Consider the following 16474-nt stretch of genomic DNA (forward strand, 5'->3'; position numbering starts at 1 on the left):
AAATTTGTGGACTTGACTATAATTGTCTTAAGAGATTAGTAAAGAATTAAATTACACAAAATCATTCGAATCAGTCGATCTCAGTAAATATACGTGATAACAAAGGACCAATTAATAGGTATTGTCACAGGGGAGACGAATGCAAACACCAACTTAGAAGTTGACTTTGAAGTAACGTAAACTGTGTCTAAGGATACATGTTTATTTAGAGCCAAAAAGTTTCTGCCACCACCTCTGCCCCGCTTTTGGCAAGCTGTTTTGCGCAGTAATTTTTCCCTCTTCCATTATTTTTATTACGTCCTTAATTAAACCGTCCACTATGGGTGAAAAGTTTCTGTACTTTTTATGTTGAAACGCTATAATATGATATGATTTCTTAGCTATATCATCTGATGAGTTGTTTGTTCTAATAATTATTCTGCAAAGTTGTTCAATACAATCTCTTACAATATTACGGTTATCTGTCCCATTTATTACTTTCTCAAGGATTTCAAGAGCCTTATTATTTTCACCAGTCTCTACATATAACTCTGCCAATTGTCTATTGTAGATGTCGATTAGAAAATCTTCATGATTTTTTTCGAGTGTCAATTTAAGAGCTTCAATCTCTGAAACCTTGTCGTCTGCATATTTCGCGTATGTCCTATATAAACCTAGTTCTTCATAAGTCCAAGCTCTTTCTTGATTGATCCATTTAGGTAATTTCGTCAAAAATAGTTCTCGTTCATTTGTCGAATAGAGAAAATACAGTTCGTCTTGAATAGGTAATTTGTAATTTCTGAAATAGGACTTTTTATACTCTTTCCAATTGTCAATGTCTTCTTGCGAATAAATACAACTTTCTTGCGTTTCTCCAATATACTTTAACAGTTCAATTTTCTTTGGGTTGTCGGCTGTTTCTAAATATTGGTAGGTTTCTTTAATGCCTGCCGAAACCAAATATTCTCCATCAAATCCAATTCCGCTGTCAAAATCTATATTTTTAACTTCAAAAAACAACCAAACGATTTCAGGTGAATTGAAAAGTGTCAGAACGAAGGCACAGAAATACAAATTATCAACTTCACCATGTTTCCCATATTTTCGCCATTCCTTTTCTTCTGCAAAAAGATATTTTACAATTTCATAGTCCGTCTGTTTAAGGTCATCGTAAATTGCAATATTTAGTTTTAATCGGTCAAAGTGTTTTGAATTGATGGCGTCTTTTTCGAAGCGATAATTGTGCAAGAGCTTTGGGTTCTGTCGGACTAAGTCGAGTTCAGTTTTATATCTTTCTACTACTGTCATGGTGTTTTGATATTATTGTACATAACTCTCAAAGATAAGTAATTCACCAAATTAGAAAATAATTAGCATTTAAAGAACCACATTGTTTAAATAAAGAACCACAGCGTTCAAAGTTGACATTTTCGGAAAGTTTTCTTTACTTCGTAGACAAATTCTACCGCATGTCACATATTCCTTTAAATAACGAACACCAATTGCTCCAACAATTAAAGGATGGAAACAATAGCGCCTTCGAACATATCTACAACCATTACAAACAGCAGCTTGCTGTTAATTTCCTGAAGCTGCTCAAAGACGATGATCTGGCGACTGATGCTTTACAGGAACTTTTTACAAGGGCATGGAATAGCCGTACCGCGATAGCCCCTAACCAATCTGCTTACTCATGTATTATCCAGGGACAAAATAGGCAAGGAAATTATAGCTAAGGACTATTATGTATGTTTCATTAAGAAAAAAATATTTTTTATTAGATAAACGATCACTTATGATGGAATTTCCTGTTATACTACTATGTTTCCCATAGATCATGAATTTAAAATGGTGTACGCATTATACATTCTGGTATTTTGCTATATCACCTATCGAATTTTAGTGGCTGGCAAAGGAGAAAGAATTCGACTGATATTTATTGTGTCCTCTAGCCTTATTCTGAATCTTTTTCTATATATAGATCCGGCTAATTTTCAAGGAGGGGCTTCATTAGTTGTACTATTTTACTCATTAATTATTTGGTTGTTAACAATACTAGTAACAGTTGTCAATTGTATTTTTTCAAGTTGGAAAAAGAAAACTTAGCCATTATAGTTATGGAAAAAGAAAAACAAGATTACACCATAAACTAGTACCTTCATTTGATGTCTCCAAAAGAAAAGCTTCCTTATAAACAGTAACTTAAGTATACCTCATTTTATCGCATAATATATTTTCCTATATAGGACTCATATCGGCCTGAAAGGTCTAAATCAAAATATTTCTGTCCGAAAATCATGCATGAAATACAAAACAGACTAATAATTAGTATCATCAAAAAAATAGCATTTATTGATTTTTTCATAAGGAACTGTTGCATCAAGATACAAATTACTTATGTAAATTAGCTACTTAGTTATATAGAAATACAATGGGAATTTCCTGGGTTCGTAAGCTATTATTTATGTGTATTGTATCGATAAGTATGTTATCACAGGCTGTCGGTCAGTCCCTTGTTTCGGATGACTCTATTGCGGATATTCCTCCTCACATGAAAGAAGTATTTCCCGAGCCGCCATATGGTACGAACGGATTTAAAGATTGGATTATTAAAAATTATAAGATACCAACCGCAGCTAAGAAAGCAAAAGTAAACGGCAAACTGATTATCAATTTTACGATTGAGAAAGATGGAAGGCTCAGTAATTTTCAGATAGCCAAGGACATTGGTTATCATACTGGTGAAGCTTTAATTAAATTGATTAGAAAATCTAGTCCATGGAAACCGGGATATCAAAATGGATATGCTGTAAAATGTGGCTATACATATCCCCTATTATTTAGTGATGGTGACTTGAAATTAAAAAGTGACACAAAAAGACAAAGATGAAAATCCATATTGATGAACCATATAATGGGTTTAATAATAGCCTTTCTATTGATATATAAATCTACTTCCTAAATCGTAACATCTTGTGCTCTTCAGCCGGATTTTGTAAATTCAGAGTGTAAGCCATAGCATGAAACAAATCATTGTGTTCTTTTACATATTAGCATTTAATAGCCTTCTAGGTCAAAGCATCCGAAAGGATGCCGATATAGACTTTTCTTTGGCAAGCGATACCGGTTGGAGGTGGTTTAATGGCCATAGATAGCAACAATCGAACGGAGTAACCTGAGAAAAGATAAAAACTCCTATCTCAGCATAACAGCTAAAAAACCAAAATCCTACACAACCCAATATATATGCATATTTCTTCGTATCCAATTAGCTGATGTTTTACTTTAAATTCTCTCTTGCAAATGCTGCAATCTCCAGAACAGCCTCTCTGGTTTCTTTTAAAACAGCTCCCATATGCATAAAGCCATGAACCATCTCTTTGTAATGAGTAATTTTGACCCGAATTTCAGAAACTTTCATATTCTGTGCCAGTTGTTTTCCCTCGTCCCGCAAAGGATCATGTTCAGCTAATAATATGAACGTTGGAGGTGTATTTTTAAAGTCTTTAATCAATAAAGGAATTGCCATTGGGTTCTGTTGATCCTTTGAATCGTTTAGATACCAATTCCAGGCTTTTATTCCTTCATCTTTATTAATAATCGGACCATATTCATAGTCTTTCCATGATTGTGTATTTAATTGATTATCAGCCGCCGGATAAATTAACACCTGAAATCTCAATTGCTGACCAAGCCGTGTCGAAACTCCTATGGCTAAGGCTGCACCAGCACTGTCGCCAATAATTCCGACCTTATTTTTATCAATGTTTAAAGAGTCCGAATTATTGAGTATCCATTCAGTGGCCGACTGAGCATCATCGAAACCAGCTGGGAAAGGATGCTCTGGAGCCAGTCGATAATCAACAAAAACAATAACAGAGCCTGTAACATTGGCCAATTGACGAACAATAACATCGTGCGTCTCAAAACTTCCTGAAATAAACCAACCGCCATGAAGATAAATGATAGCCGGTGATTTCTCGTTTACAATTCCATTGGGTCGGTATATTCTCACAGGAATTTCGTGATTCTCATTACGAATATTAAATTCTTCTATCATTTTCACCGCTTCTTTCTTGCCACCAAGTTGAATGGCCATTGTCTCATATCCTTTGCGACTTATGTCTAATGGATTTATACCGTCAAACACATGAAGCTTGTTCAGGTTTTCAATTATTTTAGTTATTTCAGGAGTCAATTTAATTGTATTCATTTCTTTATTTTGATTTATGTTTCTATAGAAAATCAATCCCGGTATCACGCGTATTCCGAGAATCTTTTTCATATGCTATCAAAATTATATAGAAGTCATAAATTTACCACAGTACACAGGTGAATGTATGTTACTAACAAATTTGTAAGTAAAGGGAAAAGAAAGGAAAATTCTACAAATAGCGTTAATGAGTAGTACATAACTGAATGTAATCTTACCTATGCAATCTGTCAGGTCGGAAGAAGATGGAAATTACTGATCCTGTGCAAACTTGAATGTGGAAAGCTCCAGTTTAGCGAGATCAGAAATCAATTTACAGGGATTATAGAAAGTCAGAAGAAACCTTATTACACAATATCTTAATTTTTAAATATTGGTAAAAATGAGAATTAGTTCTAAATCTGGTACACCTCCCAAACTACCCCACCTAATACCAATTTGACAAGAGTCCCGTCTTCAACCAGTGGATATAGAACTTCAGGTAATTCCGATTCCTCTAATTTATCTATTCCATATCCCTTATTGGTCAAAATAAATTCTTTCATTCCCCATAACGAAAACTTTATGGGATATTCATTGGTAGGCATAAAATCAAATTCACATACGATACCGTCTTTCTCTAAACGGCAGCCCGCACCATGAAACTGATAGTTAAAACCACCGATATGTCCCGAACGATTCCGGCGGCTCCTTTGTTCAAATTCTTCCATTTCTGGAGAGAACTGATGTTTGAAGCAATCTATAAAAGCAACATAATCATTCAAGACTTTCCTTATAGCAATATTAATCATATTCCGTCAAGATACTCAATAGCTATGTAAATTATAGCTACTGAGTTAAATATTTTGTCTATTTAAAACGTCTTTAGTAAATTAAGCAATTCGTTAGCAACATTCCTTGGGAAGGAAAAAAGTACCCCTTAAAATGGGCTATAATTTTAGGCTCCCCTATGGGAAAATTTATTTTTTATGAGATGGAAATGATCATTTATTGTGGAATACAGGCCAGCGGAAAGAGTTCTTTCTATAAAGAAAACCATTTTAATAGCCATGTGAGAATTTCGATGGATCTACTGAATACGCGCAATAAGGAAGAGCGGTTTATAAAAACTTGCTTAGAAACCCAGCAAGCCTTTGTCGTAGACAATACAAATCCAACAAAGGCAGAACGAGCAAAGTATATTGATCTAGCCAAAACGTATAAATACAAGATCATAGGATACTATTTCAGCTCGAGTCTGCGGTCTTCGCTAGAAAGAAACAGTGCTAGGATAAATAAAGAAAGGATTCCTGATATTGGCATCAGGGGAACCCATAAGAAATTACAGATCCCCTCGCTCGACGAAGGTTTCGAAAAATTATATTACGTGTCATTAGATACAAGAGGATTCACAGTTAAAGATTGGGAAAATGAAGTTTGATGATCTAGATAAGAAATTACGTATTTATGAAACTTATCAGGACAGGCAAGTTTTGCCTGGAATGTATATGGTCGCACGGATTGATGGCAGGAATTTCACGAAACTGACAAAGGAGACACATGCTTTCCAAGCACCATTCGACGAGAAATTTAGGGATATGATGGTTGAAACCGTCAAACACCTCATATGCTGCGGGTTTAATATAATATATGGATTTACAGAAAGTGATGAAATCTCTTTACTATTCCACTTACAGGAGAATACTTTCGGGCGAAAAACCAGAAAATTGATTTCTATCTTGGCAGGTGAAGCGAGTGCAAAATTTTCATCTATGCTAGGCGATGTTGCGGCTTTCGATTGTCGAATTTCTGAACTGCCCAACGCATCGCTTGTTGAGGATTACTTCAGATGGCGGAACGAAGATGCTCACCGGAATGCATTAAATGCGCATTGTTACTGGAATCTAAGGCAAAACGGTCTTAATAAAAATGAAGCTACTAAAAGAATTGAAGGTCTTAGTGTTTCAATGAAAAACGAACTACTGCACAGCTATGGTATAAATTTCAATGAGCTGCCCAACTGGCAAAAAAGAGGAATCGGAATATACTGGAAAAAAGTGAAATCAACAGGTATTAATCCTTTGTCGAATGAAAAAGTTGAAGTGGTTCGCAGACAATTGGCCGTAGACATGGATCTCCCCATAGGCGACGCCTATAATCGTTATATTGCAGAGCTGATCCAAAAGAATGAAGCCCTGTAAATAGAAGATGTTAGGCTATTTACTCATTAATTATTTGGGTGTTAACGACCCTAGCAACAATTGTCAATCGTATTTTTTCCCGTTGGAAAAAAAAACTTAGCTATCGTAGTCATGGAAAAGAAAGAAGTCAGAAAACGTTACTATTTGATCTTTTACGGTTTATTTATTTTGGAAGATTGAAACGTACTTAAAATAATTGAAACTAATACAAGTAAAATTCCAATTATTAAAAATGGAATCCAAGATATGAAGCAAAATTCTGATAATTCTATTATGAATTTGCTATAATCACCTTTCGAAGCAAACATTCCAACACCAAATAATAACATTAGAATTGACAAAATACATAATGTTATTCCGATGAAGAATAATTTTCTACGATGTGACATTTTCGACCGAAAACTTTGTGCCTTTAACAATATCAGCTATGAGTAATTCATCTCTCCTATCTCAAAGGTAAGACCAAATATCCTGTTATCCAAAAATAATGGTAATCTATCCATGGTACTCAGGTGTTTAAGTAAGTACAACCATTGATCCATAATTGTCTTGAGTTCTTCCGGCTGTTTATTAAATAATGGAATCGAAATCATTTGAAATCCCAATTTAGCATAGAATATTTCTTTGGTCAATTTGTCTCATATATAATCCTATGGTTAAGTGTTTCTAGACCGCCAACTGGAAAATCTATCGGAGCAACAATCCTCGTCGACAAACTTATCTTAGTATAGTTCTTTAAATTATAATGAGGAAATCTCGTGACAATCGTGGTTTTTAAGTAATTTTAGATAATAGACAAACTGAAGTGATGGCTTATAACAATGAACTTGCCGACCGCGTCCGTGAAAGACTTGCAATGGAAGAAAATATTGAAGTTGCAGAAAAGAAAATGTTTAGTAGCTTATCTTTTCTTGTGAATGGGAAAATGTGTATCAATATCAGCCATGACAATCTGATGTGTCGCTATAGCGAAGAACTGGAAGATGAGGTCTCGGAAAAAAAAGGCTTCTTGCCGATGATTATGAAAGGAAAGCAACTAAAAGGCTATTGCTATGTAGAGCCTGTTGGTTTTCAAAAATTTGATGATTTTGAATATTGGATAAAAATCTGTCTTGATTATAACCCAACGGCGAAGGCTTCGAATAAGAAATGAAAAATGAACTCAATTTTGATCAGACCTTTATCAAACCAATTGTTCAAAAATATTATTTCCAAATATCCTGTTGTCGTTTATTAAGAATGAACAATTAAATCTTCATTGCAAAACAACTAAACAAGAATAAAGACAATTTTAAAAGATCACATCAAGGGGTTATAACTTAGAACTCCTTTATTTTACAACAACATATGAAATTGAGTAACATCCTTTTAAACGAATTTTAAACGATAGTCAGCGAATTGTAAACGGTTTACACTGCGAAAATTGATATTTTTACATTTGACAATTACCAATACTTCTTAAGCTATACGGCTAGTATATCGGAAAGCTGTCTAATAGCGTTGGCCGAAATATTAAACCAACGCGCTCCAACAGAATTGACTTATGAAAAAATATATGTTATCAATTATTGTTTTACTGACTTTAGCCTCTTGCAAAGGACAAGAAAGTAAGACAGAAATTTTGGATAAACTAAAGTATAATGCGGACAAGAGCAACTATGGTATCCAACCGACGTTTTATTATCCTACTGAAATCTCAATAAATGATTATCCTGTCGTCAAAGGGCTTGAATTCTTTGGAAACACAATTCCAAACTTTATTGACATTGCGATCAACAAAAATGGCGAACAAGAGTTAAAAATACTAATTGACTTATCCAATTATAAAAAGCAAGGAAATCCGATTTTAAAAATTCTATTAGTCAGGTCAGCCAAAGGAATATCAATCATTTCCAATGAATCTGATTTTCCCGAAGAAAACATTTTAGTAAATTATGAATTATCTGATGATGATATAACTCAAGAAAACATTAAAAGTGGTTACTTCTTAAAAACGCTAAAGTTTAATGCTAAAATCCCAGTCGAACTATCTTCCTTAAATAAATCAGTTCAATTAAAGAACTCAACAGAACTACTTGACAAACTGTATAGCGCTCTTACCAACCTGACGAAAGATTTAAATGATAAAAATAGCAACAACGTTTTGGAAATTATCCAGAACGCAGAATTTGAGGTGGCACAATTACGGGGGATGAAAAAAGAATGGATGTTAAAAGAAAGAGAAGCTCTTCTATCAAATACTTTTACATTGCTACCAAAGGATAGTTGCGACGTCAAAATTTATGGAAACGGAACAATGGCAACTCTTGTGAAAAAGAATTCAGAAATAATCAAGCAATCGGCAATAACTTCAAAATTTACCAAAGGCTTCCCTAGCGGTAAAGTTGTTCAATTTTATAACTTTTATTACAACATACCGAAAGGAAAGGAAGAATTAGAGTTAATAAGATTTGACGGTTATGCAATAACAAAATACAAAAAATAATAGACGCTATCTGCAGAAAAGCTGTTGTGTCAGGCTAGCTAAAGTGGATCGCATGATCTCAATAGTTGAAATTTCCAATATAAGCTATCTCATAGAAACATGATGAAAGCCATCAAATATTACTGACTGATTAGAGATACAATTCTACTTTTTTAGTATCTTAACGGTAAACTACCGACCAATGCCAAAAAAAATTATAAGAAATCTCCAGATAGGTGTAATGCTTTCCTTGATACTACTGATTGCGGGTTCTATAGCATCTTATATTAGCATACATAACCAGATGGAGAGCAGGAAAAGCCTCTTAAAAACGAAGGAGTCTATCAGTTTAATAAAAGATATTTTAAACACGCTGTTAAATGCCGAAACTGGCAATCGGGGATATCAGCTTACCGGCCGTGAAAATTTTCTTGAACCTTTCAATAAAAGCAGGAATGAATATCCGCTGCTTGTTGCTAACAAAGATAGGTTTAATCTTAACGATAAACTCCAGATTAATATCCTTCATGAACTGCTGCATACCTCAGACATGTTGATGAAAGAATATGTCTTGTTGATTGATAATCGCACAAAGGGAATATTAATGACTCCAGAAGAACTTGTTCAAAACAAGATGGCCATGGATAAATGCCGAATGCTCGTTCAGGAGTTTGTGAAACACGAGGAAGTTCAGCTTGCCCTAAAAAATGAAGATCTGAATAACTCCACCAAACGGACCGTTTTATTCATTATCTTTTCAGCAGTCGCGGCCATTGGCGTCACCATTTTCGTCTATATTCAACTAAAATCGGATATTATGCGCCGCGATAAGTTGGAAAAAGATCTGTTTTATACGAAGGAAATGCTCGAGGAAACAAGCGCGGTTGCCCAAGTGGGGGGCTGGGAAGTCAATATGAAGAGCGGAAAGCTCACCTGGTCTCAAAGTGTACGAGAAATTCATAAAACTAACATTAATTTCCAACCAACTTTTGAAAATGCCCTTGGATTTTACGAAGGAAAAAACAGAGAGAGAATAGAATTTCTATTCAACAGAGCAGTACAACAAGGGATTTCTTTTGATGAGGAGCTACAACTTCTGCGTAATGACGGTGTCACCATCTGGGTAAGAGTAAAAGGAATTCCCGAATTTGAAAATGAAGTTTGCCACAGGGTTTTTGGAATTATTCAGAACATTGATGCCTTCAAAAAAATGTTTCTGGAAGTTGCTCAGAAGGAAGCTATGATGCAGTCCTGTGCTACAGATGTTCCTATTCCTTTGGCGATGCTTGACAAAGCCCTTAACTACGTTGCCGTCAGCAGCAGATGGCGAGATGAATTTAGTATGAATAATATCGACCTTATCGGCAATAACCTGTTTACAATATCGCCCAATATTCCCGAAGAAAGAAAAAAGATTTACAGGAATGCGCTTTTGGGAGAAACGTACATCGACGGGGATTTTGCACTAAAGGTGGAAGGAAAAGAAGAAATTCAACATTACGATCTTAAAGTCGGACCCTGGTATCTTACAAAAGATGAGGTTGGAGGTATAATTATTTCCATACAGAATATTACAAATGCCGTAAAAATAAACGAGGAACTGAAAAATGCGAAGGAAACTGCAGATATAGCCAGCAGGGCAAAATCCGAATTTCTAGCCAATATGAGTCATGAGATCCGTACTCCCCTGAACGGAGTTATTGGTTTTTCAGACCTCCTCCTCCGGACACCACTGAATGAAACACAGACGCAATATCTGAATTACATTAATGAATCAGGGGAAAACCTCCTTAGCATCATCAATGATATACTGGATTTTTCTAAAATAGAATCCGGAAAAATGGAGCTTTTGATTGAAAAAAGTGATGTGTATGATATGTTAAGCCAAGTCATCAATGTTATTCTTTATCAATCCCAGAAAAAAAACATCGAACTTCTTCTCAACGTTGAGCCTGGCCTCCCAAAAATACTTTTCATTGATGAAGTCAGGTTAAAACAGATCTTGATCAATCTGTTAGGAAATGCTGTAAAATTCACAGAAAAGGGCGAGATCGAACTAAAAGTAGAAAAATTGCACATGGATGATCATACGATTGCCTTGCGCTTCTCGGTAAGAGATACTGGAATCGGCATTCCTATAGAGAAACAGAAATATATCTTTGATGCCTTTACCCAGGAAAACAGTTCAATCAGTAAACGATTTGGCGGCACAGGACTGGGACTAACCATCTCGAACAATATCTTGGGATATATGGGAAGTCATTTGTCGCTGACCAGCGAAATGGACAGCGGTTCTGTATTTTTCTTCGATCTTGAGGTTCCTTACGAAATGTCTGAATGGAAAGAAGAGGATGAAACGACAATTAAAACGGCCTTAGTGGTGGATGATAATGAAAGCAACAGGATTATTCTTGAACACATGCTTACCTATAAAAATATCAAATCCACGTTAGCTTCTAATGGAATGGAAGCCTTGGATATCATGTTGAAAGGTGAGCGGTTCGATGTCATTCTGATGGATTATCATATGCCTATCATGTCCGGATTGGAAACAATAGAAAAAATAAAAGGCTTGTTAAATCAGCGAAAAGAAGTTGCTCCATTTATAGTACTTTCGTCTTCTTCGGAAGAACTGGATATACTTACATCGGTTAGGAAAATAGAAAATACACATTTGCTATTGAAGCCTATAAAATCACATGATCTATACAAAACCCTTAAAAAGGTAGACCGAAGTACAGTAATAGAAATTATTCAGGATCAGGCTGAGAAAGATTCGCATGCATTTGTGCGAGAATTAGACGTGCTTTTGGTTGATGATAACCCAGTGAATATGGTCCTGAACAATAAAATAATGAAGTCTCTTGCTCCCAATATACTTCTAACGGAAGCAGCTAATGGTTTACAGGCTTTGGAAGAATGCAAGAAAAAGCAGTTTTCCCTTATTATTATGGATGTACAAATGCCGATCATGAGTGGTATTGAGGCAACACAACATATTAGAATGCTGCCAGCATATCAACATATACCTATCATAGGCGTTACCGCTGGAAATGTGCTGGGGGAAAAAGAAAAATGCCTTGAATCCGGAATGAATGACTTTCTTCCCAAACCGATACGGCGGGCAGACCTTCTTGAAGTACTCAAAAAATATATTAGTGTTTAGAATCTGATTGGTCAACGTATCAGAATATGTTTTTAAACTGTCTTGGTTTACAATCAGAATTTGTAGCTTCAATCAAATTGTTCGCACAATCGTTGAATAAACTCTGAAGTCTGTTACAAATTTCTCTTTTGGATGGATTTAGTCCCTGTTCTTCCCATGCAGAATTAGAAAACTTGTCCTGTATTATAAAGGCATTTAATTTATTTAATGTTGTCAGTTTGGTATTCAATCTTTTGGCCTGTTAGGAAATAATAAAATATTTCTTCATCCCTATTGTCGATCCCTAAATGGAATAGATTAATTCATCAAACTAGATTTCAGAAGGAGTTATACCATATTGTTTTTTAAATGCAGTTGAAAAATGGGACGGGTTTTTAAAGCCTACTTCAACGTATACATTCTGCACCTTTTTACCTTCTTCTTTTAATTTGACATAGGCCGATTCCAACCTCTTTTTTATCAACCATTTTTGAGGGCTTAGTGTACTAATTTTTGCAAAGTCACGTTTAAATGTTGCCAGGCTTCGACCGGTGTAAGCCGCAATTTGCTCCATTGTCAGATCATCCATATAGTGATCATTCAAAAATTCCAACATATCTATCTTCCAAGGATCAGCAAAATCAAATAATATTGGAAAGAAAACATCAGCGTTATTGAGAAGAGCATAAATACCTTCAAGCTGTTTCAAATGTGTCACTTCTTCTGTCGGTTTTACATTTTCTTCAAAATATGGAGTAAGCGAATTAAACAAACTCGCAATATCTGGTTTTGGTTCTATCATGAATACATTTTTATCTGAAAATGCCTCTTGTTTAGGAAGCTTCGATTTATTCAGCCGGCTGTAAAACTCCCTTAGAACACTTCGGTTGAATGTTAATGAAATCCCCTTATACAGATCATTCCCCTTACTATTTTTATACATCAACAAACGATGGTTACGCCGAATAAACGCACATTCTCCAGCTTTTATCTTAATTTTCTTGTTTCGATCTTCAATAATCTGTTCACCTGAATATACATACACCAATACATGTTCAGGCGCAGCATGAATACATTTTTCGCTAAAGTCTGAAAAGCAAGAAAGGAAGATTCCCCAGTAACTTATCGTTTTTAATTTATCAACTTGTTCCATCGAATAATATGCTATTTTTTTTACAAAAGTAGTAAATAAACAAAGTAAGTTATTTACGCTGAAGCTCAATTAACATTTCTGAAAAGCTCATTTATCGCTATCCTCACCATACCAAATGCAGCTACTCCTTTTGGTTTTTCACTATCCAAAATCCTCCGAAAGCACATGTGGTCTAAATCTATTTTCAAACTAATAGAAATAACACGTCTCATCTGTACTGATTACTATTGAAAAATCTGTATGGTATATTTATAATAATAGACTATAAATTTGTGCTTGAATCTTCTGAAAAAGAGAATGGTAAAACACAGTCCTAATAGTAGCATTTAGCATAGAGGACAAAGTTTTACGTATTAAAGACTATATGTTTATCTTAAATATTACATAATGAATAGTTTTAACACAAAACGTGTATTTATAATTGGAGTTACAGGATATGTTGGCGGATCGATCGCTGTGAAATTATTGGAAAAAGGCTTCAGTGTCTATGGTTTGGTGAGGCGTGTGGAGGACATCGAAAGAGTAATGAATTTAGGTGTAAAACCTGTACATACAAAGCTAGATGTCAACCCCGAAGGTTATGCCATTTTACAAGAAGTAGAGATTGTGATCAACGCCGCCGATTCAGACGATACTTTCCTAGTTGCTTTCATTTTAGAAGCTTTAAAGGGAACTGGTAAGATGTATATACATACATCGGGAGGAGGCATTGTCGGAGATAAAGCTGAAGGAAAATATCCCAGCACAAAAATCTATACAGACATTCCTCAATTTCCGCTATTAGAAAGAATGGGACGGGTAGTTATTGATAAAGAAGTAGTTGGTTATAGTAAAAAAGGCATTTATACGATCGTTATCTGTCCTACCTTAATTTATGGGATTGGGAAAGGGTTAAAAAAGGAATCTTCTCAAGTTCCAGCACTAATCAAAGCGGCTGAAAAAAATAACAAAGTTGTTCTTATAGGCTCGGGAGCAAATCGTACTTCCAATGTACATATTGATGATTTAACAGATTTATATGTATTGGCTATTGAAAAAGCCAATTCGGGAAGTTTCTTCTTTGCAGAAAATGGAACAGTTTCATTCTCCGAAATAGGCTATTCAATCATTTCTCGGTTAGGCTATAAACAGGACACTATTGAACAGATTTCAATAATGGATGCCATTGCTCTCTGGGGACCAATAATGGCACATTTTGGATTAGGTTCAAATATCCTTGTCAATTCTGACCGAGCTAGAAAAGAATTGGGATGGCGCCCTAAATATGATAACCTGTTGCAAGAAATAGTTTCTAATTGAACAGACACTGGCTCATCCTCACTTTTGGTGGTCAAGACGAAGGATATACCATAGCCTCTGCTATTCTTGTAATTTTTAAATGAGCAGAATATCAAGGCTTCTCATTTTAAAACTAATTCAGATTGACATTCCGGTACTCATTTGGGCTATAACCGACACGGTTTTTAAATAAGCGACTAAAATGCTGCGGATATTTAAAGCCAAGTTCAAATGCAATTTCGTTAATGGTCTTATTCGAATCGAATATTTTTTCCTTGGCAATCTCGATTAACTTATTCTGAATATATTCCTGCGCAGTCTTCCCTGTTTCTTTCTTAACGAGGTCACCAAAATAGTTGGCAGAAAGAAATAATTGTTCAGCAAAGTAGGCCACAGTAGGCAGACCGTTTTGTTGTGGTTCATCTGACTGAAAATAAGCATTCAAAATCTCTTCGAATTTTTCTATAATACCCTTATTAACATTTTCGCGCGTTATAAATTGTCTGTCATAAAACCGTTGACAATAATCCAGGAAAAGCTCGATGTTGGAGACTATGAGCTTTTTGGTATGCTTGTCGATACTATGTACCAGTTCATGCTTTATCTTGTTGAGGCAATCCATAATGACCCTCCTCTCCTGCTCGGAAAGATGAAGCGCCTCGCTAGCCGAATAGGAAAAGAACGTGTAGTTGGCGATCTCCTTTGCCAAAGAAGTACCATAAACCAGCTCTGGATGAAATACCAATGCTGTCCCCTGAGGCTGGTAGAATTCGGTGCCGTTCTCCCCAATGACCTGCCCCGGAGCCAAAAATATCAATGTTCCCTCTTCATAATCATAATTCTTAAGTCCATACCGGAGATCTCCGCATTTTATTTCTTTAAAAAACACGGTATAGAACTCATACCTGAGCTTTGACAGTTTACGAGGATCAGCTTTGCTCAAATCGACAACACTGACCAAAGGATGCAATGTTTCATTGTTATTGAAATTATTGTATTCGCTAATACTCTTAAAATTGATGATCTCTTCCATTTGCCTTAATGCTATGAAACAAATTTACAAAACTGAAATCCAATAATGTATTGAATCAGTAATATTGGTAGAACTATCCGTAATCCATCTACCAAAACCTTAGCCTGCAAAACCGAACTTTGTTATCATTGGATTGTATACTACATAAACGATTTTCATTATGTATAAAGTAAAACTAAATAACGGAATTGAAATGCCTATCCTTGGTTTCGGTGTTTTCCAGATAAAAGATGCCTTGGAATGCGAACGTGCTGTTATTGATGCTGTCGAAACTGGATACCGGCTAATTGATACCGCGGCCTCTTATTTGAATGAAGAAGCAGTAGGAAAAGCGATAAAAAATTGCGCTATCCAACGTGAAGAACTATTTATCACGACCAAACTGTGGGTTCAGGATACAGGATATGAGAAAACCAAGACCGCCTTCCACCGCTCATTGGAAAGACTGCAATTGGACTATCTCGATCTATATCTGATCCACCAACCTTATGGCGATATCTTTGGATCGTGGAAAGCGATGCAAGAACTTTATGAAGCCGGTAAAATAAGGGCTATCGGGACTGCTAATTTCCAGCCGGACAGGGTGATGGATCTCATTGTCAATAGTGGTTTCACTCCGGCTGTCAACCAGATCGAAACACATCCTTTTCAACAGCAAATTCAAAATCAAGCTTTCCTGAACGAAAATAATATCCAGACCCAATCCTGGGGTCCTTTTGCAGAGGGGAAAAACGATATTTTCCATAATGGGGTCCTTAAGTCAATAGGAGAAAATTACAATAAAACTGTTGCACAGGTTATCCTCCGATGGCTTGTGCAACGGGACATCATTGCTATCCCCAAATCAGTTCGTAAAGAAAGAATAGCCGAAAATTTCCAGCTATTCGATTTCGAACTGACAGAGAAGGAAATGGATGCCATAAGATCTCTGGACACTGGAGAAAGTCTATTTTTTGATCACCGGGACCCTAAGATGGTCAGATCGCTGAGTGAAAGAAAACTTGATATCTAAAACGCTAAATTGATACT

The 16474-nt window shown here is 35.6% G+C and carries 16 protein-coding genes; 10 read left to right on the plus strand and 6 right to left on the minus strand.

The features are described 5' to 3' along the window. Positions 1 to 201 precede the first annotated feature (201 nt). A complete protein-coding gene (locus M2419_RS00615; protein WP_259254024.1) occupies positions 202 to 1287 on the minus strand; it encodes a hypothetical protein in 1086 nt (361 codons plus the stop codon). A gap of 161 nt (positions 1288 to 1448) precedes the next feature. Between M2419_RS00615 and M2419_RS00620 the strand changes: the two genes are divergently transcribed. Beyond that, complete coding sequence (locus M2419_RS00620) at positions 1449 to 1715, plus strand: RNA polymerase sigma factor (protein ID WP_153848732.1); 267 nt, start codon at positions 1449 to 1451, stop codon at positions 1713 to 1715. Positions 1716 to 2464: 749 nt separating this feature from the next. Continuing rightward, on the plus strand, positions 2465 to 2869 hold the full coding sequence (locus M2419_RS00625) for an energy transducer TonB (protein ID WP_194932948.1): 405 nt from the start codon (positions 2465 to 2467) through the stop codon (positions 2867 to 2869). Between the two features lie 390 nt (positions 2870 to 3259). Here M2419_RS00625 and M2419_RS00630 read toward each other — a convergent pair whose 3' ends face one another. Then, positions 3260 to 4264: an alpha/beta hydrolase gene (locus M2419_RS00630; RefSeq protein ID WP_227550370.1), complete on the minus strand. Its 1005-nt coding sequence runs from the start codon at positions 4262 to 4264 to the stop codon at positions 3260 to 3262. A 153-nt stretch (positions 4265 to 4417) separates the two neighbouring features. Between M2419_RS00630 and M2419_RS27430 the strand changes: the two genes are divergently transcribed. Further along, entirely contained in the window at positions 4418 to 4555 is a 138-nt protein-coding gene (locus M2419_RS27430) for a winged helix-turn-helix transcriptional regulator (RefSeq protein ID WP_227550372.1), read from the plus strand. 32 nt (positions 4556 to 4587) lie between these two features. On the opposite strand, the gene M2419_RS00635 is transcribed toward M2419_RS27430, so the two are convergent. Beyond that, a complete protein-coding gene (locus tag M2419_RS00635) occupies positions 4588 to 4983 on the minus strand; it encodes a DUF6896 domain-containing protein (RefSeq protein WP_259254028.1) in 396 nt (131 codons plus the stop codon). Positions 4984 to 5141: 158 nt separating this feature from the next. Between M2419_RS00635 and M2419_RS00640 the strand changes: the two genes are divergently transcribed. Then, positions 5142 to 5612, plus strand: a complete 471-nt coding sequence (locus tag M2419_RS00640; protein ID WP_227550371.1) for an AAA family ATPase — start codon at positions 5142 to 5144, stop codon at positions 5610 to 5612. Next, positions 5602 to 6372: a tRNA(His) guanylyltransferase Thg1 family protein gene (locus M2419_RS00645; RefSeq protein WP_153848735.1), complete on the plus strand. Its 771-nt coding sequence runs from the start codon at positions 5602 to 5604 to the stop codon at positions 6370 to 6372. The genes M2419_RS00640 and M2419_RS00645 overlap by 11 nt, the downstream gene beginning before the upstream one ends. A 425-nt stretch (positions 6373 to 6797) precedes the next feature. Here M2419_RS00645 and M2419_RS27435 read toward each other — a convergent pair whose 3' ends face one another. Continuing rightward, positions 6798 to 7004, minus strand: coding sequence for a PD-(D/E)XK nuclease family transposase (locus M2419_RS27435; RefSeq protein WP_194932949.1), 207 nt, complete (start codon positions 7002 to 7004; stop codon positions 6798 to 6800). 176 nt (positions 7005 to 7180) lie between these two features. Between M2419_RS27435 and M2419_RS00650 the strand changes: the two genes are divergently transcribed. The 3 genes from M2419_RS00650 (at position 7181) to M2419_RS00660 (ending at position 12002) form a co-directional block, all read left to right on the plus strand. Continuing rightward, on the plus strand, positions 7181 to 7525 hold the full coding sequence (locus M2419_RS00650) for a TfoX/Sxy family protein (RefSeq protein WP_153848737.1): 345 nt from the start codon (positions 7181 to 7183) through the stop codon (positions 7523 to 7525). A gap of 402 nt (positions 7526 to 7927) precedes the next feature. Continuing rightward, complete coding sequence (locus M2419_RS00655; RefSeq protein ID WP_259254030.1) at positions 7928 to 8857, plus strand: hypothetical protein; 930 nt, start codon at positions 7928 to 7930, stop codon at positions 8855 to 8857. Between the two features lie 181 nt (positions 8858 to 9038). Further along, positions 9039 to 12002, plus strand: coding sequence for a response regulator (locus M2419_RS00660; protein WP_259254031.1), 2964 nt, complete (start codon positions 9039 to 9041; stop codon positions 12000 to 12002). Between the two features lie 310 nt (positions 12003 to 12312). Here M2419_RS00660 and M2419_RS00665 read toward each other — a convergent pair whose 3' ends face one another. Further along, positions 12313 to 13134 carry an AraC family transcriptional regulator gene (locus M2419_RS00665; RefSeq protein ID WP_259254032.1) on the minus strand — a complete coding sequence of 274 codons (822 nt, stop codon included), beginning with the start codon at positions 13132 to 13134 and terminating at the stop codon, positions 12313 to 12315. A 387-nt stretch (positions 13135 to 13521) separates the two neighbouring features. On the opposite strand from M2419_RS00665, the gene M2419_RS00670 reads away from it, so the two are divergent. Then, positions 13522 to 14433, plus strand: a complete 912-nt coding sequence (locus tag M2419_RS00670) for an NAD-dependent epimerase/dehydratase family protein (protein ID WP_259254034.1) — start codon at positions 13522 to 13524, stop codon at positions 14431 to 14433. A 112-nt stretch (positions 14434 to 14545) separates the two neighbouring features. Here M2419_RS00670 and M2419_RS00675 read toward each other — a convergent pair whose 3' ends face one another. Continuing rightward, entirely contained in the window at positions 14546 to 15445 is a 900-nt protein-coding gene (locus M2419_RS00675) for an AraC family transcriptional regulator (protein ID WP_182331416.1), read from the minus strand. A 160-nt stretch (positions 15446 to 15605) separates the two neighbouring features. On the opposite strand from M2419_RS00675, the gene M2419_RS00680 reads away from it, so the two are divergent. Beyond that, complete coding sequence (locus M2419_RS00680; RefSeq protein WP_182331414.1) at positions 15606 to 16457, plus strand: aldo/keto reductase; 852 nt, start codon at positions 15606 to 15608, stop codon at positions 16455 to 16457. Positions 16458 to 16474 lie beyond the last annotated feature (17 nt).

This window comes from Sphingobacterium sp. BIGb0116 (assembly GCF_024808035.1).
GTDB classification, from domain to species: Bacteria; Bacteroidota; Bacteroidia; order Sphingobacteriales; family Sphingobacteriaceae; genus Sphingobacterium; species Sphingobacterium paramultivorum.